Below are 22224 nucleotides of genomic sequence, written 5' to 3'. Positions count from 1 at the left end.
AGTGAAAAAATTGGCCCATTTACCGGATAGAGAGTTTTTCCTATGTCACAGCCTATGCTCAAAAAGGACGTTTTTCTGGCTGCGCTGACTCGTCAGTGGCAGCGTTTTGGCCTCAGTTCCGCACAGCAGATGACCCAACATCAATGGTGGGAAGCCGTGAGCGCTGCGCTTGCCGAGCAACTGGCCGCACAGCCTGCGCCGCGTAAAAGCAGCAAGTCGTTGCGCCATGTGAACTACATCTCGATGGAGTTTTTGATTGGCCGCCTGACCGCCAATAACCTGATCAACCTTGGCTGGTACGATACGGTTGAAGCGGCGCTGGCTGAGCAGGACGTTAAACTGGCGGATTTGCTGGAGCAGGAAACCGATCCGGCGCTGGGTAACGGCGGGCTGGGGCGTTTGGCGGCCTGCTTCCTCGATTCAATGGCGACGGTGGAACAACCGGCCACCGGTTATGGCCTGAACTATCAGTATGGCCTGTTCCGCCAGTCGTTCAAAGACGGGCACCAGCAGGAAGCGCCAGACAACTGGCAGCGTGAAAGCTATCCGTGGTTCCGCCACAATGCGGCGCTGGCGGTGGACGTCGGTATCGGCGGTAAAGTCGAAAAGCTGGCCGATGGCCGCGAGCAATGGCACCCGGCATTCACCCTGCGTGGCGAAGCCTGGGATCTGCCGGTGCTGGGGTTCCGCAACGGGGTGACCCAGCCGCTGCGCCTGTGGCAGGCGACGCACGCACATCCGTTCGATCTGAACGATTTCAACGACGGTAAATTCCTGCAGGCAGAAAAGCAGGGCGTTGAAGCGGCCAAGCTGACCAAAGTGCTCTATCCGAATGATAACCATCAGGCTGGCAAACGCCTGCGCCTGATGCAGCAGTATTTCCAGTGCGCCTGTTCGGTGGCGGATATTCTGCGCAAACACCACCTGGCGGGCCGCAAGATTGCCGATCTGCCGAAGTACGAAGTGATCCAGCTGAACGATACTCACCCGACTATCGCCATTCCGGAAATGCTGCGTATCCTGCTGGATGAACATCAGATGGATTGGGACGCGGCCTGGGCGATCACCAGCAAGACCTTCGCCTATACCAACCACACGCTGATGCCGGAAGCCCTGGAATGCTGGGATGAAAAGCTGGTGCGCAGCCTGCTGCCACGCCACTTCTCGATCATCAAGCAGATCAACGCCAACTTTAAAAAGCTGGTGGACCAACACTGGCCGGGCGATGACGCCGTTTGGGCCAAACTGGCGGTGCACCATAACAAGCAGGTGCGCATGGCGAACCTGTGCGTCGTCAGCGGTTTTGCGGTTAACGGCGTGGCACAACTGCACTCGGATCTGGTGGTGAAGGATCTGTTCCCGGAATATCACCAACTGTGGCCGAACAAATTCCACAACGTCACCAACGGTATCACCCCGCGCCGCTGGCTGAAGCAGTGTAACCCGGCGTTATCCGCCCTGATCGACAACACGTTAAAGGTGGAGTGGGCCAACGATCTGGATGCGCTGAAAGGCCTGGAAAAGTATGCCGACGATGCGGCATTCCGCCAGCAGTATCAGCAGATTAAGCGTGAAAACAAGGTGGCTCTCGCCAATTACGTGCACAGTGTGATGGGCCTGACGCTTAACCCGGATGCGATCTTCGACGTGCAGATTAAACGCCTGCATGAATACAAGCGTCAGCACCTGAACCTGCTGCATATCCTGTCGCTGTATCGCCAACTGCGCGATAACCCGGAGATGGATATGGTGCCGCGCGTGTTCCTGTTCGGTGCCAAAGCGGCTCCGGGTTACTACCTGGCAAAAAACATCATTTATGCGATCAACCAGGCGGCGGAGAAGATCAACAACGATCCGATCGTGAAAGATCGTCTGAAAGTGGTGTTTATTCCTGACTATCGCGTTTCGGTCGCAGAGTTGATGATCCCGGCGGCCGATGTCTCTGAACAGATCTCCACCGCCGGTAAAGAAGCGTCCGGCACCGGCAATATGAAGCTGGCGCTGAACGGGGCGTTGACCGTCGGGACGCTGGACGGGGCCAACGTTGAGATTGCTGAACAGGTAGGCGAAGACAATATCTTTATTTTCGGCAACACCGTGGAGCAGGTTAAGGCGTTGTTGAAGAAGGGTTATGATCCGCTGAGTTACCGTAAGAAAGACAAGCATCTGAAAGCGATTCTGGACGAACTGGCCAGCGGTGCCTTCAGCCAGGGTGACAAACACGCTTTCGATCTGATGCTGCACAGCCTGCTGGAAGGCGGCGACCCGTATCTGGTGCTGGCAGACTTTGCCTCTTACTGTGAAGCTCAACGGCAGGTAGACAAACTGTATCGTGACCGCGATGAGTGGACGCGCCGCACTATCCTTAACACCGCGCGCGTGGGCATGTTCAGTTCGGATCGTTCGATCCGCGACTATCAGCAGCGTATCTGGCAAGCCAAGCGTTAAGGAGTACGAATGAGTAAAGCTATCGATCAGGCGGCCTCTCAGGCAGGGATTGCGGCTGATTACATCAATGCCCATGGTAAACAGCAGGCGATTTCGCCGGAAACCAAACGTAAGCTGCTGGACGCGATGAACAGCGCCTCGCTCCGCCCGGAAGAGGCACCGTTACCGGTGGTGAAAGTGTTTTATCACGGCAGCCCGGTGGTATTGCCGCTGGGCGGCAGCGGTGAGTACCACTGGGTGCTGCAATGCGAGGACGGTAGCCAGCAGCAGGGCCGTGCCAGCGCGCGTAAAACCTTGACCCTGGCAGGGAAACTGCCACAGGGCTACCACCTGCTCCAACTGATGCAGGGGGAGCAGCAGTGGCAGTGTCGGCTGATTGTGGCGCCGAAACGCTGTTACGAACCTAAAGCCTTGATGACCGGCAAAAAACTGTGGGGGGCCTGCGTGCAACTCTACACGCTGCGGTCCGATCGCAACTGGGGTATTGGTGATTTTGGCGATCTGCGCGTGATGGTGAGCGAAGTGGGGAAGCGCGGCGGTGCCTTTGTCGGGCTAAACCCTATCCACGCGCTGTACCCGGCCAGCCCGGAAAGTGCCAGCCCGTACAGCCCTTCGTCACGCCGTTGGCTGAACGTGGTGTATATCGACGTTAACGCGGTGGAGGATTTCCAGCGCAGCGCGGCCGCGCAGAAATGGTGGCAGAAGGCGGCAACGCAGAAGCTGCTGGCGAAAGCGCGCGGCAGCGAACGTGTGGATTACAGCGCAGTCACCCAGTTGAAGCTGGCGGCGCTGAAGCTGGCTTTTCCACAGTTTCAGGCGCGCAAGGCCAGTGATGCGTTGAAGCAGGCGTTTGAACATTTCGTGAGTGAAGGAGGCAGCAGTCTGTATCAACAGGCGGCCTTCGATGCGCTGCACGCGCATCTTTCTGCCAGCGATAACAACATGTGGGGCTGGCCGGTCTGGCCGGAAGAGTATCGGCAGGGTAATAGCGCCGCCGTAGAGGCGTTTTGCCAACAGCATACGGATGAAGTGAGCTTCTATCTGTGGCTGCAGTGGCTGGCCGCCAGCCAGTTTGCCGAATGTTTCGGCCTGAGCCAGGAGCAGCAGATGCCGATTGGCCTCTACCGCGATCTGGCGGTGGGCGTGGCAGAAGGCGGTGCTGAAACCTGGTGTGAGCGTGAGCTGTATTGCCTGGGGGCCTCTGTCGGGGCTCCACCGGATATCCTTGGTCCGCTGGGGCAAAACTGGGGCCTGCCGCCGATGGATCCCCATGTGATGGTCGCGCGCGGCTATCAGCCGTTTATCGATTTGCTGCGTGCCAATATGACCAGTTGCGGCGCTTTGCGTATCGATCACGTCATGGCGCTGCTGCGGTTGTGGTGGATCCCGTATGGGGAGACTGCCGATCATGGCGCTTACGTTAAGTACCCGGTTGACGATCTGCTGGCGCTGCTGGCGTTGGAAAGCCAGCGCCATCGCTGCATGGTGATTGGTGAAGATCTTGGCACTGTGCCGGTGGAGATCGTCGGCAAGCTGCGTGACAGCGGGGTCTACTCTTACAAGGTGCTGTATTTCGAGCACGACAGCGAGAACCAGTTCCGTGCGCCACAGTCGTATCCGGTGCAGGCGATGGCCACCATTACCACGCACGATCTTCCCACGCTGCGCGGTTACTGGCAAAGCGGTGATTTAACGCTGGGTGAAACGCTGGGGCTATACCCGGATGCCGCGGTGCTCAAAACGCTGTTTGCCGATCGTGAACGTGCCAAGCAGGGGCTGCTGGATGGGCTGCACCGTTACGGCTGTGTGCCGCAGAAGGTGGGCAAAAAGGCCGCGTTGCTGGCGATGAGCCCGTTGTTGAACCGCGGTTTACAGCGTTACGTAGCGGACAGTGCCAGTGCGTTACTGGGCCTGCAGCCGGAAGATTGGCTGGATATGGCCGATCCGGTCAATATCCCGGGCACCAGCAGCGAGTACCCAAACTGGCGGCGCAAGCTGAGCCATACCTTGGAAGAGATGTTTGCCGATCGGCAGGTGAACCGTTTACTGAAGGACTTGGATAAGCGGCGCAAAAAGGTGTCGGTAGGGTAATGAAATGAGGGCGCCGTACTGGCGCCCTAAGCATATTAGTAGTAAGAGTGCTCGCCACGCTGATGCTCGGTGAGATCGCGTACCCCTTTCAGCTCCGGGAACTTCTGCAGCAGCTCTTTCTCGATCCCTTCCTTCAGCGTCACGTCAACCATTGAGCAACCGTTGCAGCCGCCGCCGAACTGCAGGATAGCCAGCCCGTCATCGGTGATCTCCATCAGCGAGACGCGGCCACCGTGGCCTGCCAACTGCGGGTTGATCTGCGATTGCAGCACGTATTCCACGCGCTCCATCAACGGAGCATTGTCGTCGACTTTGCGCATTTTGGCGTTTGGCGCTTTCAGTGTGAGCTGGGAACCGAGCTGATCGGTGACAAAGTCGATTTCGGCGTCTTCCAGATACGGCGTGCTCAGCTCATCAACGTAAGCAGACAGTTTTTCGAACTTCAGTTCGGTATCTGTTGCTTCTACCGCATCTGGCGGGCAATAGGAAACGCCGCATTCCGCCGTTGGCGTACCCGGATTAATCACGAATACGCGAATCTGGGTACCTTCTTCTTGGTTTGCCAACAGTTTGGCAAAATGTTCCTGTGCTGCATCTGTTATACGGATCATGGCATTGACTCAATAGTTGACTGCTATAGTAGGATATAATACGCCCATTGCGGTGGTACTACAATGTGCGGCAGACGCACCAGATCTGCAATGATGCGACGCCCTGTTTCTGCAATAATTTAGCGACTTCTGCCACTGTGCTGCCGGTGGTCACCACGTCATCCAGCAGTGCCACATGCTTTCCTGCCAGGTTTTCATCGCAACGGAATGCGCCGCGTAAATTACGCCGCCGCGTACGAGCGATTAACCCTTGCTGCGGTGAGGTCTCCCTGATCCGGCGCAGCGCGGCGGGCCGATATTCGCACCCCAGCCAGCGCGCCAAGGGCCGAGCGAGCAGATCGCTCTGATTATAACCCCGCCGCCAGCAGCGTTTATCCTGCAAGGGTATCGCTAAAATGATTTCCGGTCTGTTCAGATGTTGCTCTCGGTGAGCCTGTAGCCAATGCAGCAGGATCAGCCGGGCCAGCGTCGGGGCCAATTCCGGCGTACGCTGAAATTTGAAGCGTTTGATCAGGGTACTGAGTGGCAGGCAGTAGTCGCTGACAAAAACCAATGCCTGCCAGGGCGGTGGCTGCTGCAAGCAGCGGCCGCAAGGCCGGTGCCGATCGCCGCTGGGCAAACCACAGCGCGGGCAGCTCAGTGGTTTGGCGGGCAACTCACGCAGGCAATAACTGCAGATCCCCTGCTGCAGCAGCCTTAATGGTTGCCGACATAGCCAACAGCGGCCATAGATTGATAGCATAGTCGTCCTCCGTGACGGAACGAGTTTCAGAAGGACAATAACTGATGACAGCGCTGTATTGGCAAACCCTAGGTGAAGGCGATCGCGATCTTGTGCTGCTGCACGGGTGGGGATTGAATGCGGAAGTATGGAGTTGCACGTTGGATCGACTGACGCCGCATTTTCGCGTGCACCTGGTCGACTTGCCTGGCTATGGCCGCAGCCAGGGGTATGGCGAACTCTCGCTGCCGCAGATGGCGGACATTCTGCTGGCGGCGGCCCCTGCGCGCGCTTACTGGCTGGGTTGGTCATTGGGTGGGCTAGTGACCGGGCAGGTTGCACTGATGCAGCCTGAGCGGGTAGCCGGATTAATCACCGTGGCCTCCTCCCCCTGTTTTGCCGCACAGGAGGATTGGCCGGGGATCCGGCCCGACGTGCTGAGCGGTTTCCAGCAGCAACTCAGCCAAGACTTCAAACGCACCGTAGAGCGTTTTCTGGCGCTGCAAACTCTGGGGAGTGAAAGCGCCCGCCAGGATGCGCGCTTGCTAAAAACCGTAGTGCTGAATCAACCGATGCCGAGTGTCGCGGTGCTCAACGGCGGGCTTGATATGCTGCGCACTGTGGATCAACGCCAGCTGTTGGCCAAGCCTACGATGCCGGTGCTGCGTATTTATGGTTATCTGGACGGTTTGGTACCGCGTAAGGTGGCAACGCTGTTGGATGAGTGCTGGCCGCAGTCGTCCTCGGTGGTGATCCCCAAAGCGGCCCATGCGCCTTTCGTTTCTCATCCAGAGGAGTTCACCGATATTATTCATCAGTTTACTGCCAGCCGTTAAGTGCGGCGGTGTTCAGTTTTTCAAACGATAAACCACCGTGCTGCACCCGACGCCTTCTGGGCAGTTCTTGCAACTGCCGCTCAGGCATTCGCTGTTATCTTGTTCAATACGCTCTACTTTCCCCATCGCGGTTAAACGCTCCAGCATAGCCTCAACCAGTGGCAACGGCGTCGCCAGTTGGTAGCTCAACTGTTGCGCCTGGGCGCTGCCCCGTAGGGCCAGCGCATCACGGAGTTGCAGCAGGCTGGCCATCAGTGGCAATCCCCTTGCGGGTTTTGGCAGCAGGCGGCGGGCGTGGCGCTGCGCAGGCGGATGGTGACGCGGCTGCGGGCTTTACGCAATGCCAAGAGCAGCAAGGCATTAAAGGCCAACACTGACAGGATCGCCACCAGGCTGTATTGCGGATGCTGGGCAAAGGTCACCGTCTGGTAGAACAGGGTGGCCAATGAATAAGCGACGTTCAGCCCCCACAGGATGGAGAAGGTCATCCATCCACGGCTTGATTCGCGAGCGATAGCGCCCATCACCGAAACACAGGGGATATACAGCAGCACGAAGATCAGATAGCTGTAGGCCGAAATCGAGGTGCCGAATTTGCTGCTCATGACCCCCATGGAGCCAGCGCCCATTTCGCCATCGCCTTTGCTGGCCTCGATAGGGTTAAAAAGTACGCTGAGGCTGAAAGTGTCCTTCAGGCCTTGCCAGGTTTCATCTACGGCTGTGGTCAATTCATCTAGTAAGTTAAAGCTGGCGGCGTCGAACGGCTGATTGGTGAGGTGTTCGGCGGTATAAAGCGTGTTGAGCGTACCCACCACCACTTCTTTGGCCATCGCCCCGGTGACCAAACCGACGGTCGCCTGCCAGTTATCGCTGTGAACGCCCATCGGTTGCAGCAATGGCGTGAGCACTTTAGAAACCGAGGCCAGCGCTGAATCATTAATGCTGTCTACCGGCTTGCCGCTGAAAGAGAAACTGTTCAGGCCACCGATCAGGATACTGGCAATCACAATCACTTTCCCGGCGCGCAGCACAAAGCCTTTCAGCCGTTGCCAGGTTTGCAGCAGCAGGCTTTTCAGGTGTGGGACGTGATAAACCGGCAGTTCCATAACAAATGGTGAGGCTTCACCGCGCATAATGGTGTATTTCAGCACCAGGCCAGTCAGGATCGCGACCACAATGCCCAGCATATACAGCGAGAACACCACGCCAGCGCCGTCCTGGCCGAAGAAGGCGGCGGCAAACACGGCAAAGATCGCCAAACGTGCGCCGCAGGACATAAAGGGAGCCATCATGATGGTGATCAGGCGTTCGCGCTGGGCATCCAGCGTGCGGGCACCCATGATCGACGGCACGTTACAGCCGAAGCCGACGATCAGCGGCACGAAAGATTTCCCCGGCAAGCCGAGCGCCTGCATCAGGCGATCCATAACGAACGCGGCGCGTGCCATGTAGCCGGAATCTTCCAGGAAGGACAGGAACAGGTACATCATGCCGATCTGCGGCACCAGTGGCAGCACGGTATTGATCCCGCCGCCGACGCCCTGCGCCAGGAAAATGGTCAGCCACTCAGGGAAATGCAGGGTGTAACCAAGCCACTGGATCCCTTGGATAAAGATCGCCGCCGAACCGAGATCGAAGATCGGTTGCAGCGCCCCGCCAATGTTAATCGCCAGCAGGAACATCAGGTACATCACCAGCAGAAAAATAGGCACGCCGAGCCAGCGGTTGAGGATCACCTTATCCAGCATCTCAGTCAGGCGGTTTGGCAATGCCTGCTGCGCGTTGCTGACCGCATCGCAAATGGCGGCGATCGACTGATAACGGGCATCGGCTATGACCAGCGCCGGATCTTCCTGCTGCTGCTGTTGCAGCGCTTGCCTGGCCTGCGGCAGCAGAGCGATAGCTTCACCAGCTAGCTGGTGGCTATAGATATCCCCTTCCAGCATCTGCAGCGCCAGCCAGCGGCGCTGTTCGGTGGGCAGATTCTGCGGCATGGCTTCGGTCAAGGCGTTGACCTGGTCTAGCAGCAGTGGCGGGTATGCCACCAGCGCTTTGAGCTGATTGAAACGGTGATTGTCGATCATCTGCTTCAACACGCCAATGCCGTCGGCTTTGGTGGAGATCAGCGGCACCACCGGGCAACCCAGGCGCTCAGACAGTGCGGCGATATCAATCTCGATATGCTGACTTCTGGCGATATCCAGCATGTTCAGCGCCACAATGCAGGGAATGCCGAGCTCCAGCAGTTGCAGCGTCAGGTAGAGGTTACGCTCCAGGTTTGACGCATCCACCACGTTGATCAGTAAATCAGCATCGCCGCTCAGGATGTAATGGCAGGCGATCTGCTCGTCGAGGGAGGTTTGTTCGGAGATGGTCGTGAGCGAATAAGTGCCGGGCAAATCGACCAGAGTGACCTGCGATTGCGGGGTAGTAAACTGGCCTTCTTTACGTTCGACCGTGACCCCAGCCCAGTTACCCACCCGCTGACGTGCACCAGTGAGCTGGTTGAACAGCGTGGTTTTCCCTGAATTCGGATTACCTATCAAGCCAATGGTAATTTTCTTCATAATCCAACGTGATATCAGTAAATTAAGTACCGGCCATGCACAGAGGCACGGCAAAAGCCTGAGGCGGGGGGCGGCGTGTGATTACTGGCCGTCGAGCAGGATCAGGTCCAAATCTTTTTTCCGCAGCACCAGGCTGACGCGGCGGGTTCTGATTTCTATCGGATCGCCGAGCGGTGCAACGCGGATAACTTCAAACAATGAGCCGGGCAGCATCCCGAGCGACAGCAGCTTCTGCCGGTACGCGGGGCTGATTTCACTGGAGAAACCGGCGATTTTATACGTCTGTTTAGGAAGAAGATGCATGTTACCTTCTTGGGTATTCAAAGCGTTCGCTGGAACGTCATGTTCAAAACAGTGTTGCCCAGACTACCCGAGGTGGGGTAAATGGGGCCGCAATAGACATGCAGCACAATAATAGTGAGAACGATTATCGTAAGCAATACAAAAAGAAGGGATATTGAGCGGTAATTGTACTACTTTCTTGCGATGCATCAAAAAGTGAGTGGAAATATTGTGTGGCAGAGGGCGGAGCGAACTCCGCCCGTCTTGAGGCTTAACGCTTTTTACCGAACGCGGCGGCCAGTGCATCGCCCATGGCACTGTTGCCTGCCGGGGTGCTGCTGCGCGGTTTCGCGGCTTTATTGGCCGGCGGGCGGGCGGCGTTGTCGCGCGCTGGTGCGCTGTTGTTGCCACCGCCACCACGGCGTGGTGAACCCTCGCCCGGTTGCTCATCCAGGCGCATGCTGAGTGCAATGCGCTTGCGCTGCAGATCGACTTCCATCACCTTCACTTTGACGATATCACCCGCTTTCACCACGGTATGCGGATCTTCAACGAACTTGTCGGCCAGCGAGGAGATGTGCACCAGGCCATCCTGATGCACGCCGATATCCACAAACGCGCCAAAGTTGGTGACGTTAGTCACTGAACCTTCCAGAATCATGCCCACTTGCAGATCGTTCAGCGTTTCCACGCCTTCTGCAAAGGTGGCGGTTTTGAATTCTGGGCGCGGATCGCGGCCCGGTTTTTCCAGCTCTTTCAGAATGTCGGTAACGGTTGGCACACCGAATTTATCGTCGGTGAAATCGCTGGCTTTCAGATTACGGATAGCGTTGGGGTTGCCCATCAGATCCTGCAGCGCCTGCTGGGTCGCGGCCAGAATGCGTTCTACCACCGGATAGGTTTCCGGGTGCACGGTTGAGGCATCCAGCGGGTTATCACCGTGGTTGATACGCAAGAAGCCCGCACATTGTTCAAAGGCTTTTGGCCCCAGGCGGCTGACTTTCAGCAGTTGCTCGCGGTTGCTGAAACGGCCGTTTTCATCACGCCAGGTGACGATGTTCTGCGCCATCATGCGCGTCAGGCCGGCCACGCGGGTCAGCAGAGGCACGGAGGCGGTATTCAGATCCACCCCGACGGCGTTTACGCAGTCTTCCACCACCGAATCCAGCTTTTTCGCCAATTGGCTTTGGCTGACGTCGTGCTGGTACTGGCCAACGCCGATGGATTTCGGGTCAATTTTCACCAGCTCAGCCAGCGGATCCTGCAAACGGCGAGCAATGGACACCGCACCGCGCAGGGAAACGTCGAGGTTCGGGAATTCCTGTGCTGCCAGTTCGGAAGCGGAATAGACCGAAGCCCCGGCTTCGCTGACGATCACTTTCTGCGCTTTGACTTCCGGGAACTGTTGCTGCAGCTCGGCAAAGAAACGCTCGGTTTCGCGGGAAGCGGTACCGTTGCCGATCGCCACCAGCTCGACCTTGTGCTTGATACACAGTGCGGCAACCAGCGCAGCGGCTTTGGCGGCCTGACCGGTGTGCGGATAGACGGTATCGGTCGCCACCAGTTTGCCGGTGGCATCCACCACCGCCACTTTAACGCCGGTACGCAGGCCTGGGTCCAGGCCCATGGTGGCGCGCATGCCAGCCGGGGCGGCCATCAGCAGATCGTGCATATTGCGGGCGAAAACGTTGATCGCTTCATCTTCCGCACGTTCACGCAGGGTGCCCATCAGCTCGGTTTCCAGGTGCATCAGCACCTTGATGCGCCAGGTCCAGTTAACTACCGCTTTGCGCCAGGCATCTGCCGGCGCTTTGTTCAGGCGCAGATTGAGATGATTGATGATGATCAGCTCGCCCTGGCTTTCGCGCGGCGCTTCTTCAAACTGCGGATCGGCATTCAGCGCCAGTTGTAACACCCCTTCATTGCGGCCGCGGAACATCGCCAGCGCGCGGTGTGAAGGCACCTGCGCAATCGGTTCGTGGTGATCGAAATAATCGCGGAATTTCGCGCCTTCCTCTTCTTTGCCTTCGACGACCTTGGACACCAGATGGGCGTTTTTCCACAGGTAATCACGCACTTTGGCCAGCAGCGTGGCATCTTCGGCGAAGCGTTCCATCAGGATGTAGCGCGCGCCGTCCAGCGCTGCTTTCACATCGGCCACGCCTTTGTCGGCATCGACATAGCGTTCAGCCGCCTGTTCCGGCTGCTGTTGCGTATCCTGCCACAGCAAATCGGCCAGCGGTTCCAGGCCGGCTTCGATGGCAATTTGCCCACGGGTGCGGCGTTTGGGTTTGTACGGCAGGTAAAGGTCTTCGAGTTCTGTTTTGCTCAGGGTGGCGTTAATTGCCCCAGCCAGCTGTTCGGTCAGCTTACCTTGCTCATCAATGGACTTGAGGATGGTCTGGCGGCGGTCTTCCAGTTCACGCAGATAACCCAGGCGGGTTTCCAACTGGCGCAGTTGGGTGTCATCCAGGCCTCCGGTGACTTCCTTACGGTAGCGTGCGATAAACGGCACGGTATTACCTTCATCCAGCAGACGGATGGCGGAGTCAACTTGCTCCGGCCGGGCCTGCAATTCTGTTGCAATAATGCGGCTCAGTGGGTCATTCATAAGTCGGGTATCTGTTCAGCACGATAATCAAATAGGGGGATAGTTATACGTTTTGCAGGGATAAAATGCCAGCGCAGCGGGGCGCGGGCTGAAAAAGGCCCTCATTCTTTCACATAGGTGATCGCATTGACCGACCAGAAAGCTTCGCCTGCCGGGGTTTGCACCGTGGCGCTGTCGCCCACTTCCTTTTTCAGCAGCGCGCGGGCCATCGGTGAGTCGATGGAGATATAGTCTTTGCGGCCAAAAATCTCATCGTAACCGACGATGCGAAAGCGTTTGATATCGCCGTCATCGTTTTCGATCTCAACCCAGGCACCAAAGAATACGCGGCCTTCCTGTTGTGGTGAGTAATCAACGATTTTCAACTGCTCGAGGCATTTGGTGAGATAACGCACGCGGCGATCGATCTCACGCAGCCGCTTTTTGTTGTACTGGTAATCGGCGTTTTCGCTTCTGTCGCCCAGGCTAGCGGCCCAGGTCACTTTTTTGGTTACTTCCGGGCGTTCTTCACGCCAGAGAAAGTCCAGCTCCTGCTTCAGCTTGTTGTATCCCTCACGGGTAATCAGCAATGTTTTCATCGTTATCCACCTTGCGGCCAGCTGTTAATCTGGGGATTTTCGCATAAACGAGCCGTTGGGTGAGTTTTTTATCGGCATCTCTGACGTACACTGCCAAAATGGCTGTTTTGGTGATTCTGCTGTCTGGGTAAACAATCATTAAATCGCAGGGCTTTTTGACGAGCCTTAGCCTGAGACTTGAGTGAAAATAGTTGATATCTGGGCAAAAGAATAAGCTTTGTAACAATTTCGGCTAGAATGTATACCATTAAATGCTGTCAGTAATGACAGGGTTTTTTAACAATACGAGGCTGTTGCCAAACCGTTGCCACGTACCGGTACGTGTCACAGCCTAGAATCAGGCAATACCGCCTTTGGGAGTAACACAATGCAAGAAAATCATAAGATTCTGGTCGTCGACGATGACATGCGCTTGCGTGCGCTTTTAGAACGTTATTTAACGGAACAAGGGTTTCAGGTGCGTAGCGTGGCCAACGCTGAGCAAATGGATCGTTTGCTGACGCGTGAATCTTTCCATCTGATGGTGTTGGATCTGATGCTGCCGGGGGAGGACGGGCTTTCTATCTGCCGCCGTCTGCGCAGCCAGAGTAACCCGATGCCGATCATTATGGTGACTGCCAAGGGGGAAGAAGTGGATCGCATCGTCGGGCTGGAAATTGGCGCCGATGACTACATTCCCAAGCCGTTCAACCCGCGTGAACTGTTGGCCCGTATCCGAGCGGTGTTGCGCCGTCAGGCCAATGAATTGCCAGGGGCACCTTCTCAGGAAGAAGCCGTAATCGCCTTTGGTAAATTCAAACTGAACCTGGGGACGCGCGAAATGTTCCGGGAAGATGAGCCTATGCCACTCACCAGCGGTGAGTTCGCGGTGCTGAAAGCGTTGGTCAGCCACCCGCGCGAACCCCTGTCACGCGATAAGCTGATGAACCTGGCCCGTGGTCGTGAATACAGCGCGATGGAGCGTTCCATCGATGTGCAGATTTCCCGCCTGCGCCGCATGGTGGAGGAAGATCCGGCCCATCCTCGTTATATTCAGACCGTTTGGGGCCTGGGTTATGTCTTCGTACCGGACGGCAGTAAGGCATGAAGCGATTGCGCTTTTCACCGCGTAGCTCGTTTGCCCGAACTTTGCTGTTGATCGTCACCCTGCTGTTCGTCAGCCTGGTGACGACCTATCTGGTGGTGCTCAACTTCGCCATCCTGCCCAGCCTGCAGCAGTTCAACAAGGTTCTGGCGTATGAAGTCCGTATGCTGATGACCGACCGGCTGCAACTGGAAGATGGTACGCTGCTTGAAGTGCCGCCGGCGTTCCGCCGCGAAATCTACCGTGAGCTGGGCATTTCCCTGTATACCAACGCTGCGGCGGAGGAGAGCGGTTTGCGCTGGGCGCAGCACTACCAGTTCCTCAGCCAGCAGATGGCGCAGCAACTGGGGGGGCCGACCGACGTCCGCGTTGAGGTGAATAAAAACTCACCGGTGGTATGGCTGAAAACTTGGCTGCAGCCGGATATCTGGGTGCGCGTTCCGCTGACCGAAATCCACCAGGGCGACTTCTCGCCGCTGTTCCGCTACACCTTGGCGATTATGCTGCTGGCGATCGGCGGTGCCTGGCTGTTTATCCGCGTGCAGAACCGGCCCTTGGTCGAGCTTGAACACGCTGCTTTGCAGGTGGGGAAAGGGATTATTCCGCCGCCGTTGCGTGAATATGGTGCCTCTGAGGTGCGTTCCGTGACCCGTGCGTTTAACCAGATGGCGTCCGGCGTCAAGCAACTCGCTGACGATCGCACGCTGCTGATGGCCGGGGTGAGTCACGATCTGCGCACGCCGCTGACGCGCATCCGGCTGGCGACGGAGATGATGAGCACCGAAGATGGCTATCTGGCGGAGTCGATCAATAAAGACATTGAAGAATGTAACGCCATCATCGAGCAGTTTATTGATTACCTGCGTACCGGCCAGGAAATGCAGACCGAGCTTAGCGATCTGAACGCTATTCTGGGTGAAGTGGTGGCGGCAGAAAGTGGCTATGAGCGGGTGATCGAAACCGACATACTGCCGGGCGAACTGATGATGAATGTGCATCCGTTATCAATCAAGCGCGCGGCGGCCAATATGGTGGTGAATGCGGCTCGCTATGGCAATGGCTGGATCAAGGTCAGCAGCGGGCGCGAGCTGCAACGCGGCTGGTTCCAGGTGGAAGATGATGGGCCGGGTATCAAGCCGGAAGAGCTCAAACACCTGTTCCAACCTTTCGTGCGCGGCGACAGCGCGCGCAGCACCAGCGGCACTGGCCTGGGGCTGGCGATCGTGCAGCGTATTATTGATGCTCACGCAGGGGTATTGGATATCGGCACCAGCGAACGCGGTGGGTTGCGCATCCGCGCCTATATTCCATTGCCGATGGAAAGCGGGGAATTGCTTAACGGCCAACAGACGGTGAAAGACACGGTATAACTCTTGACCGGGCCGTGGCTCGGTCAGGGTTTTCGGCTCATCACGTAGTATTCCGCAGCCTCTTCATGCAAGCGTAGGCTGGTGGTGGCCTGCCACGGGTCGATTAACTCAATCCCGCAATGGAGAAAGTCTTTGGTGTTACGTGTTGCCAGCGTTGCGCCATACTGCAAACAGGTGGCGGCAATTTGCGTGTCGGGAATACTCATTAACCTACCTTGACGCTGATTTCTTCCCATTAACTGGGCGTATTGCAAAGCGCAAAGTGTATCAAATGGCAGAATCTGCTCATCGAATCTTATCTGTACTGCCTCAGACAGTTTATTCTTGAGCTCAAGCTGACGTTTGCCGTCAGGCATACAGGCAACCCCGCTAAACAATTCGGCAAGTACAATGACGCTCAGATAAAGTTCGTCGTTATCTTTTTCATTCAGCCAACTAATGACGTTGTAATGTGGATTAGGGCGCAACGTTTCTGAAATGACATTGGTGTCGAGAATAATCATGCTTGGTCATCATCATCGTCAAAGGTGACAATACGCGGTGGCACGGCATCGCGGGGAGGGATCTCCAGCTCTACACCACCGAATTCGGCAAAATACTGGTGCATCCAGGTGCCTAAACCGTAGCGCGGTGGCTTTTTCGTCAGTGCCTGTTTCAAAATCATACGCACTTCCTCTTCCATGGAATGACCGTTTTTCGCTGCTGAGATGCGCAGCAGCTCTTTTATTTCGTCGTCCAGATTCCTGACGGTGATGGTAGCCATTAACCCCCCTATGCTAGCAATGATTGCATTGCATAATTCTGCTATCAGGCTGGTTAAAAAGCAAGCAATGGAAACGAAAAAAGGCGCGGTGAGCGCCTTGGGGAGAAAGTGTAGGGGGCTAGGTTAAGACCGTTACAACGCCCCCTACAAGAGGGTATTACAGCTTCGGCCCGACACTGACCAGCGCGGCACCGGCCGGTGTATCCGTGTATTTGTCGAAGTTGGTGATAAAGCGGTTCGCCAGATCGTGCGCTTTCTCTTCCCACTGCTCCACCTTGGCGTAGGTAGCGCGTGGATCGAGGATCGCCGGATCAACGCCCGGTAAGGCGGTTGGCATCGCCAGATCGAAGATCGGCAGCGTAATGGTTTCTGCTTTATCGATTTCACCGTTGAGAATAGCGTCGATAATGCCGCGGGTATCTTTGATCGAGATACGTTTACCCGTGCCGTTCCAGCCAGTGTTCACCAGATAAGCCTGCGCACCGGCCGCCTGCATGCGCTTAACCAGCACTTCGGCGTACTGGGTTGGGTGCAGTGATAGGAAAGCGGCACCGAAACAGGCGGAGAAGGTTGGCGTCGGCTCGGTAACACCGCGCTCGGTACCGGCCAGTTTCGCGGTGAAACCAGACAGGAAGTGGTACTGGGTCTGGTTGGCCGTCAGGCGCGATACTGGCGGCAGTACGCCAAAGGCGTCGGCCGTCAGGAAGATCACCTTGGTGGCGTGGCCCGCTTTCGAAACCGGTTTAACGATGTTGTGGATATGGTAGATCGGGTAGGAAACACGGGTGTTCTCGGTTTTCGAGCCGTCGTTGAAATCCACCGTGCCATCGGCCAAAACGGTGACGTTTTCCAGCAGTGCATCACGCTTGATGGCGTGATAGATATCCGGCTCGGCTTCCTCGGAAAGCTTGATGGTTTTGGCGTAGCAGCCGCCTTCGAAGTTGAATACCCCGTCGTCGTCCCAGCCATGCTCGTCGTCGCCGATCAACTGACGTTTCGGATCGGTAGAAAGGGTGGTTTTACCGGTGCCGGACAGGCCGAAGAATACCGCCACATCGCCTTTCTCGCCCACGTTGGCCGAGCAGTGCATAGAGGCGATGCCTTTTAGCGGCAGCAGGTAGTTCATCATTGAGAACATCCCTTTCTTCATCTCGCCGCCGTACCAGGTGCCGCCGATCAACTGCATGCGTTCGGTCAGGTTGAACGCCACGAAGTTTTCTGAGTTCAGGCCCTGCTGTTGCCAGTTCGGGTTGGTGCATTTGGCACCGTTCATCACCACGAAGTCAGGCTCGAAGTTTTGCAGCTCTTCTTCGCTTGGGCGGATGAACATGTTTTTCACAAAGTGTGCCTGCCAGGCCACTTCAGTAATAAAGCGGACTTTCAGGCGGGAGTCTGCGTTGGCACCACAGAAGGTATCCACTACAAACAGGCGCTTGCCAGAGAGTTGTTCGGTGACCAGCTTTTTCAGATCTGCCCAGACTTCAGGGCTGAGAGGTTTGTTGTCGTTCTTGCCTTTACCCTGATCGGCCCACCAGACGGTGTCCCGGGTGATGTCGTCGCGGACGATGTACTTATCTTTTGGAGAACGGCCGGTGAAGATACCGGTATCAACGGCAACGGCTCCCAAGCTGGTTACTACACCACGCTCAAACCCTTCCAGTGAAGGGTCAGTCTCTTCCTTAAACAGTAATTCATAACTCGGATTGTGAACGATTTCACCAACGTTATGAATACCATAAGCGGCAAGATCCTGGTGGGTTATACCTTTAACACGCATGTCACTGCTCCTTGATCACAGAATTTCTGGCAACAATTGTAGGGATTCAGTGGGGAGTAACCGCGATAGGTATCAAATATTTAACGTTTTAAACGTTTTTTACTTACGTTATGCGATATAGCACACGGAAAAAAGCAAGCGTGCAAACTGCGCGGGCTGGCGAGCGCCTGAACGCTCGCCAGAGTGTGGTGCAACTCAGTGTAACTGTGGATTGCTGTCGGTATTACCGTTATAAAGTGCGGCAATGTCCACGGCATCAAAGACGTAGTGATTGCCACAGTAGTCGCAGTGCATGTCAATATTGCCGTCCTGCTCCAGCATGTTGGTCACTTCTTCCATTGGCAGTGTCATTAGCGCATCGGCGCAACGCTGGCGCGAGCAGGTGCAGCGGAAAGTGACATCCTGAGGTTCGTAGAGCGTCACTTCTTCCTGGTGGTACAAGCGATAAAGCACTTCGTTAGCGGGGAGGCCAAACAGTTCTTCATTCTTGATGGTGGCGGTCAGTTGCACCAGATGATCGAAGTCGTCGGCATTGCCGTCCTGTGCCGGTAGCACCTGCAGCAACATACCGCTCGCGGCGGGTTGGCCAGCTGATTCGCCGGTACGGATAAACAGGCGGGTCGGCAACTGTTCGGACTGGCGGAAATAGCCTTCCAGGCAGGCTGCCAGGGTTTCACCTTCCAACCCGACGACGCCCTGATAGCGCTCACCTTCGGTTGGGCTGATGGTGATCACCATAATGCCGTTACCGAGCATCTGATGCAGCGTGTTGCCTTCGGTGATTGGGCCTTCCACACGGGCGACGCCGCGCATTTCCTGGCGGTTGTTGCCGTTGATGACGGCCAGTTTGAGCGGGCCGTCACCTTGGAGCTGCACGGTGATGTCACCGTCGAACTTCAGCGTGGCAGTCAGCAGGCTGGTGGCAACCAGCAGTTCACCGAGCAGCTTTTGCACCGGTGCCGGGTAGTCATGGTTGGTCAGAATCTGCTGATAGGTTTCGCTGACGGTAACCAGCTCACCGCGCACCGCGTAGTTTTCGAACAGGTAACGGTGTAATTGGTCATGGTTGGACATAGTTTTCTCTCATTGAGGTGAAGGATCATTCCGGTTCACCAAGCTATCTTATGTGCGGCCCTACTGGGGCTGGCTCTTGAATTTAAGCAAATCGCGCCGCTCTTTTTTATCCGGACGACGATCCGGGTGCGGCATCGTCAGCGCATTCATCTTGCGGGCCAGCGCCATTTTCTCGCGGTTGGCAATGCTGGCCTCGGTTTCCTGGTAGATCTGCTGGGCTTCGCTGGCCCCACGCCGCTGAGCGGTAACGGCCAGCACCACGACGGTGCGTTCTTCATTGCCCTGGCGCAGTTTGATCTCCGCATTAATTTCAACGATTTTGCTCGGCTTACCGCGTTGGCCGTTGTAGTGCACCTTACCGCCGTCGATCATTTCGCGTGCCAGCGCACGAGTTTTATAAAAACGTGCCGCCCACAGCCATTTGTCCAGACGGACGGCATCATCATCCTGCGTTGCTTTGGCTTTCATTGCTCCCCCTGTTTCAACGCCGGTATCAACTGGCGATAGTCGCTCATTGATGGATAGCGCTGGAAAGTTTTACTCACCGTGCTGGAGTCCGGGTTTTGCACTCCCAGGCAGTGGCGGATACCAAAGGTTTGGGCAGCGTCCAGAATCGGTTCGCTATCATCGATAAACAGCGTGCGCTGTGGATCAAAACCGGTTTGCTGCTGCACCGCCTGCCACAGACGCTGATCTTCTTTCGGATAACCAAATGTGTGGGTGGAAAGTAATAAATCAAGGTGCTGATCCAACCCGGTGTGCTCAATTTTTACCGCCAGGCTATGCGGATGGGCATTCGTCAGCAGAATGGTGCGGCGGCCTGCATGACGCAAAGCCTGCAGAAATGGCTCGGTATCTTCACGTAGCCGCGCGCGGTTCCCCACTTCGCTGGTCATGCGGTAGATGTCCAGCTCCAGCCGATGGCTCCAGTAATCAAAGCAATACCAGTTCATGGTGTGCTGCACGGCGAGATATTCGGCATGAATGATTTTACGGGCTTCATCGAACGCAATGGCCCGTTGTTCACTCAGCGCCTGAGGAACCAGCGTCAGCCAGAAATGGCTGTCGAACTCCAGATCGAGCAGAGTCCCGTCCATATCCAGCAATACGGTGTCAATATCGCACCAGTCGAACTCGGGAACCATGAAAAAACTCCATAGGCAGGCCAGGGGTAGTCAATAGTGTTAGCGTAGCATAAGCAGAGTCAGGGTATGCACGTGCAATCGCGGAACTAGACCACGGGGCGTATCGGTACCGGAGTGAGCTGAGGGGTGAAGCAGCTTTCATAGTAGCGCTGGATGTCGGCAAGACGATGTTGGCTCTTGCGCCAACGTTGCACCAGCCGCCAGGTGTTATAGCCAAGGCTGGCCACCAAGGCCAGCAGCAGCAAGCTGGTACCCAGGTAACGCCACAGGGTGATGATATCGGGCTCGCTGTGTAAGGCAATATGACGGGTGCCATTGGCATCAACGGAAATATTGGTGATTACGCCCTGAGCACGGAACGGCGTATGCAGTAACAGTCTGGAGAGACGTTGCAGCTCGTTCCATTGGTCGAGCGCATTGTACTCGGTCAGCGGTTGGGCTGGCAGCGGGTGATCGACCAACTGCTTGCCTTCATCGCTGGTGATCAGGAATCCCCCCGGTGACGGGCTGTTAAGTGCAGCTGCGGCCAAGCGGGTTTCATGGGTGACGAACGACGAGGCAGCCGCGTTGCTGAGGCTTTCCAGCGACTCTGCACTCACCGGCCGTAACAGGACGTTAACGCCCTGCAGAGTACCTGATTTGGCACGCTTCACCAGGCTGGTCCAGTTTTTGGCATTACCGAGATTGACCAGCGCGTTTTTCAGCCGCACGCAATCACTTTCTGTACCGCAAAGATCCTGAGTTTTCAGCACAATGTCTGAGAAGTCATCCAGCAGGATCATACCGGATTTTTCAATGGCGCTGGCCAACTGCGGGTTCAGCTTCTGGTCGGTTCCACTGGGGTGCAACTGGCGGTTAATCGTGGCCAGCAGGGCGGCAGCCTTGTCGATCACCTCCGACTCCGGCTGCGGTAGCGGAGCTGCAGTGTTCCAGTAGATCCCTGAACAGTCAAAAGGCATAAAACTGGGCACCACGGTGCTGGCATTCCCGTTGGCGGGGGGGACGTAGCACATACCAGAGCCCTGAATCTTCAGAGTGTCGCCGATGCGCAGCGGTATGGCCTCCAGCGTCTGAACGTTGGTGACATTGGCATTCTGCGCACCTTGCAGCCAGGCGCTGCTCAGTTTAACCGGCAGGCTGAGGGGAACGTAGGCCAGCAGTAAGACAAGCGTTACCAAGGCACTGGCGGCCAGTACGGCGTGCTTGCCCCATTGCTGCAAAGGGAAATTCTTTACCTCGTCATGCAGGGAAAGATAGCGCCCTTGGCGTACCACTTGCCGGTTGAGGTAGATATCCACGTTGGTGACTTTCCCCAGATCCGACGTGAGGTAAGGTTGCCAGTGTGGGGGATAGGTCAGATCGATCACTCCCAGAGAGATATTGCTGAGTTGCCCCTGATCGGCTTCGTCGAACAACCCCCAGCGTTTTGGCGTGCCGCGCAGGCAGTGGACTTCTTTCAATTCGCTTTCGGTCGGATGGCGCAGCAGCTTCCAACAGCCCCAGACGATCATCAGTATGGCAACAAAAATCATCCAGGGGATGACTATCACGGGGCTGATCAGGCTGAAAAACAGCAGCAACAGGGCGACGGAAATGGTTGCCGCCTCCTTGATACCGTTTGGGCGATGAAGCGCATGTTCCTCGGGGGTTTCCTTGCGAATATTAACCAACTCAATATGCTCACTCTCTTCCTGGCGGATAGAGGCATTTTGGGCTGGTGTTGCACTGACCGCGGGAGAGTGCGCACGATCGCGAATATGGTCAAGCAGCGAATGGCCATTGAGTGAGATAACCAGGGGCAGCGTCTGGGTTTTGATCACTTCCACATGATTATCGGCGCTGATGTACTGTTCCCAGAAAGGCGGCAGATGTATTTCTTCAGAATCAAGATAATAGCGCCAGTTATTGGGCTCATCGCTGGCCAGCCCATAACGAGTAATAGCATGAGTAATGGGGTAAACATGCACGCTCTGCGGTGTGAGTGCCAGCCTGGAGGAAGACAGCCCCGGGGAAACGGGCAGAAACTTATTACCGGGCCTGTTCTGCTGATTGAGATAATACTCAACGGCCGCACGTTCATCTGCGGTCAGCTTGCGGTGCGTCGGTTTGATAAAGGGTAGGGAACGCGCCAGTACTGGCTGTGTGCGGAATTTAAACCAGAAACAGAGGCCAGCAGCAATCAGGCAAGCTAGCACCAAGACCAATATTAATACTATTGTGCTCATGCTGCCCTCATCGTGAACCCATAAACCTGCCAACTTCATAG

At 56.3% G+C, this 22224-nt stretch carries 19 protein-coding genes; 5 read left to right on the top strand and 14 right to left on the bottom strand.

Features of this window, described 5'->3' with window-relative positions:
- Positions 1 to 42: 42 nt before the first annotated feature.
- Both malP and malQ read left to right on the top strand, forming a co-directional pair.
- Positions 43 to 2448: a maltodextrin phosphorylase gene (gene malP, locus WG891_RS17985; protein ID WP_337263979.1), complete on the top strand. Its 2406-nt coding sequence runs from the start codon at positions 43 to 45 to the stop codon at positions 2446 to 2448.
- 9 nt (positions 2449 to 2457) lie between these two features.
- Positions 2458 to 4539 (top strand): 4-alpha-glucanotransferase, encoded by a 2082-nt coding sequence (gene malQ, locus WG891_RS17980; RefSeq protein ID WP_337263978.1) that lies wholly within the window; start codon positions 2458 to 2460, stop codon positions 4537 to 4539.
- A gap of 35 nt (positions 4540 to 4574) precedes the next feature.
- Here the strand turns inward: malQ and nfuA are convergent, their stop codons facing one another.
- A complete protein-coding gene (gene nfuA / locus WG891_RS17975; protein ID WP_076943212.1) occupies positions 4575 to 5150 on the bottom strand; it encodes a Fe-S biogenesis protein NfuA in 576 nt (191 codons plus the stop codon).
- 58 nt (positions 5151 to 5208) lie between these two features.
- Positions 5209 to 5892, bottom strand: coding sequence for a DNA utilization protein GntX (gene gntX / locus WG891_RS17970; RefSeq protein ID WP_337263977.1), 684 nt, complete (start codon positions 5890 to 5892; stop codon positions 5209 to 5211).
- Positions 5893 to 5936: 44 nt separating this feature from the next.
- Between gntX and bioH the strand changes: the two genes are divergently transcribed.
- Positions 5937 to 6707, top strand: a complete 771-nt coding sequence (gene bioH / locus WG891_RS17965) for a pimeloyl-ACP methyl ester esterase BioH (protein ID WP_337263976.1) — start codon at positions 5937 to 5939, stop codon at positions 6705 to 6707.
- Between the two features lie 12 nt (positions 6708 to 6719).
- Here bioH and WG891_RS17960 read toward each other — a convergent pair whose 3' ends face one another.
- The 5 genes from WG891_RS17960 to greB form a co-directional block, all read right to left on the bottom strand.
- Positions 6720 to 6959, bottom strand: coding sequence for a FeoC-like transcriptional regulator (locus WG891_RS17960; protein ID WP_076943215.1), 240 nt, complete (start codon positions 6957 to 6959; stop codon positions 6720 to 6722).
- Entirely contained in the window at positions 6959 to 9274 is a 2316-nt protein-coding gene (gene feoB / locus WG891_RS17955; RefSeq protein ID WP_337263975.1) for a Fe(2+) transporter permease subunit FeoB, read from the bottom strand. Before feoB ends, WG891_RS17960 begins: the two co-directional genes overlap by 1 nt.
- An 81-nt stretch (positions 9275 to 9355) precedes the next feature.
- Positions 9356 to 9577, bottom strand: a complete 222-nt coding sequence (gene feoA / locus WG891_RS17950; protein ID WP_076943217.1) for a ferrous iron transporter A — start codon at positions 9575 to 9577, stop codon at positions 9356 to 9358.
- A 250-nt stretch (positions 9578 to 9827) separates the two neighbouring features.
- Positions 9828 to 12167: a Tex family protein gene (locus WG891_RS17945; RefSeq protein WP_337263974.1), complete on the bottom strand. Its 2340-nt coding sequence runs from the start codon at positions 12165 to 12167 to the stop codon at positions 9828 to 9830.
- A gap of 101 nt (positions 12168 to 12268) precedes the next feature.
- Positions 12269 to 12745 (bottom strand): transcription elongation factor GreB, encoded by a 477-nt coding sequence (greB, locus tag WG891_RS17940; RefSeq protein WP_076943219.1) that lies wholly within the window; start codon positions 12743 to 12745, stop codon positions 12269 to 12271.
- 367 nt (positions 12746 to 13112) lie between these two features.
- Here greB and ompR point away from each other — a divergent pair, with 367 nt between their 5' ends.
- Both ompR and envZ read left to right on the top strand, forming a co-directional pair.
- Complete coding sequence (gene ompR, locus WG891_RS17935; RefSeq protein ID WP_004709363.1) at positions 13113 to 13832, top strand: osmolarity response regulator transcription factor OmpR; 720 nt, start codon at positions 13113 to 13115, stop codon at positions 13830 to 13832.
- Positions 13829 to 15199 carry a two-component system sensor histidine kinase EnvZ gene (gene envZ / locus WG891_RS17930; RefSeq protein WP_337263973.1) on the top strand — a complete coding sequence of 457 codons (1371 nt, stop codon included), beginning with the start codon at positions 13829 to 13831 and terminating at the stop codon, positions 15197 to 15199. Before ompR ends, envZ begins: the two co-directional genes overlap by 4 nt.
- 23 nt (positions 15200 to 15222) lie before the next feature.
- Here the strand turns inward: envZ and WG891_RS17925 are convergent, their stop codons facing one another.
- The 7 genes from WG891_RS17925 to WG891_RS17895 form a co-directional block, all read right to left on the bottom strand.
- Positions 15223 to 15702, bottom strand: a complete 480-nt coding sequence (locus tag WG891_RS17925) for a type II toxin-antitoxin system VapC family toxin (protein ID WP_337263972.1) — start codon at positions 15700 to 15702, stop codon at positions 15223 to 15225.
- Positions 15699 to 15962: a FitA-like ribbon-helix-helix domain-containing protein gene (locus WG891_RS17920; protein ID WP_337263971.1), complete on the bottom strand. Its 264-nt coding sequence runs from the start codon at positions 15960 to 15962 to the stop codon at positions 15699 to 15701. Before WG891_RS17920 ends, WG891_RS17925 begins: the two co-directional genes overlap by 4 nt.
- 157 nt (positions 15963 to 16119) lie before the next feature.
- A complete protein-coding gene (pckA, locus tag WG891_RS17915; RefSeq protein ID WP_337263970.1) occupies positions 16120 to 17739 on the bottom strand; it encodes a phosphoenolpyruvate carboxykinase (ATP) in 1620 nt (539 codons plus the stop codon).
- A gap of 195 nt (positions 17740 to 17934) precedes the next feature.
- A complete protein-coding gene (gene hslO, locus WG891_RS17910; RefSeq protein WP_156292851.1) occupies positions 17935 to 18813 on the bottom strand; it encodes an Hsp33 family molecular chaperone HslO in 879 nt (292 codons plus the stop codon).
- Positions 18814 to 18873: 60 nt separating this feature from the next.
- Positions 18874 to 19281: a ribosome-associated heat shock protein Hsp15 gene (gene hslR, locus WG891_RS17905; RefSeq protein WP_076943225.1), complete on the bottom strand. Its 408-nt coding sequence runs from the start codon at positions 19279 to 19281 to the stop codon at positions 18874 to 18876.
- Entirely contained in the window at positions 19278 to 19958 is a 681-nt protein-coding gene (gene yrfG / locus WG891_RS17900) for a GMP/IMP nucleotidase (RefSeq protein ID WP_337263969.1), read from the bottom strand. Before yrfG ends, hslR begins: the two co-directional genes overlap by 4 nt.
- Positions 19959 to 20044: 86 nt before the next feature.
- Positions 20045 to 22183: an intracellular growth attenuator family protein gene (locus WG891_RS17895; protein ID WP_337263968.1), complete on the bottom strand. Its 2139-nt coding sequence runs from the start codon at positions 22181 to 22183 to the stop codon at positions 20045 to 20047.
- Between the last annotated feature and the right edge of the window lie 41 nt (positions 22184 to 22224).

Source organism: Serratia sp. MMO-28, assembly GCF_037199905.1.
GTDB lineage: Bacteria > Pseudomonadota > Gammaproteobacteria > Enterobacterales > Enterobacteriaceae > Chania > Chania oryzae.
Note: the sequence above shows the minus strand (reverse complement) of the source record. Positions and strands in the feature narration are given on the sequence as shown.

What these genes read in the sequence shown, in the direction of transcription:
- malP (WP_337263979.1), top strand. Translation starts at nt 43, where the DNA reads ATGTCACAGCCTATGCTCAAAAAGGACGTTTTTCTGGCTGCGCTGACT.
- malQ (WP_337263978.1), top strand. Translation starts at nt 2,458, where the DNA reads ATGAGTAAAGCTATCGATCAGGCGGCCTCTCAGGCAGGGATTGCGGCT.
- nfuA (WP_076943212.1), bottom strand. Translation starts at nt 5,150, where the DNA reads ATGATCCGTATAACAGATGCAGCACAGGAACATTTTGCCAAACTGTTG.
- gntX (WP_337263977.1), bottom strand. Translation starts at nt 5,892, where the DNA reads ATGCTATCAATCTATGGCCGCTGTTGGCTATGTCGGCAACCATTAAGG.
- bioH (WP_337263976.1), top strand. Translation starts at nt 5,937, where the DNA reads ATGACAGCGCTGTATTGGCAAACCCTAGGTGAAGGCGATCGCGATCTT.
- WG891_RS17960 (WP_076943215.1), bottom strand. Translation starts at nt 6,959, where the DNA reads ATGGCCAGCCTGCTGCAACTCCGTGATGCGCTGGCCCTACGGGGCAGC.
- feoB (WP_337263975.1), bottom strand. Translation starts at nt 9,274, where the DNA reads ATGAAGAAAATTACCATTGGCTTGATAGGTAATCCGAATTCAGGGAAA.
- feoA (WP_076943217.1), bottom strand. Translation starts at nt 9,577, where the DNA reads ATGCATCTTCTTCCTAAACAGACGTATAAAATCGCCGGTTTCTCCAGT.
- WG891_RS17945 (WP_337263974.1), bottom strand. Translation starts at nt 12,167, where the DNA reads ATGAATGACCCACTGAGCCGCATTATTGCAACAGAATTGCAGGCCCGG.
- greB (WP_076943219.1), bottom strand. Translation starts at nt 12,745, where the DNA reads ATGAAAACATTGCTGATTACCCGTGAGGGATACAACAAGCTGAAGCAG.
- ompR (WP_004709363.1), top strand. Translation starts at nt 13,113, where the DNA reads ATGCAAGAAAATCATAAGATTCTGGTCGTCGACGATGACATGCGCTTG.
- envZ (WP_337263973.1), top strand. Translation starts at nt 13,829, where the DNA reads ATGAAGCGATTGCGCTTTTCACCGCGTAGCTCGTTTGCCCGAACTTTG.
- WG891_RS17925 (WP_337263972.1), bottom strand. Translation starts at nt 15,702, where the DNA reads ATGATTATTCTCGACACCAATGTCATTTCAGAAACGTTGCGCCCTAAT.
- WG891_RS17920 (WP_337263971.1), bottom strand. Translation starts at nt 15,962, where the DNA reads ATGGCTACCATCACCGTCAGGAATCTGGACGACGAAATAAAAGAGCTG.
- pckA (WP_337263970.1), bottom strand. Translation starts at nt 17,739, where the DNA reads ATGCGTGTTAAAGGTATAACCCACCAGGATCTTGCCGCTTATGGTATT.
- hslO (WP_156292851.1), bottom strand. Translation starts at nt 18,813, where the DNA reads ATGTCCAACCATGACCAATTACACCGTTACCTGTTCGAAAACTACGCG.
- hslR (WP_076943225.1), bottom strand. Translation starts at nt 19,281, where the DNA reads ATGAAAGCCAAAGCAACGCAGGATGATGATGCCGTCCGTCTGGACAAA.
- yrfG (WP_337263969.1), bottom strand. Translation starts at nt 19,958, where the DNA reads ATGGTTCCCGAGTTCGACTGGTGCGATATTGACACCGTATTGCTGGAT.
- WG891_RS17895 (WP_337263968.1), bottom strand. Translation starts at nt 22,183, where the DNA reads ATGAGCACAATAGTATTAATATTGGTCTTGGTGCTAGCTTGCCTGATT.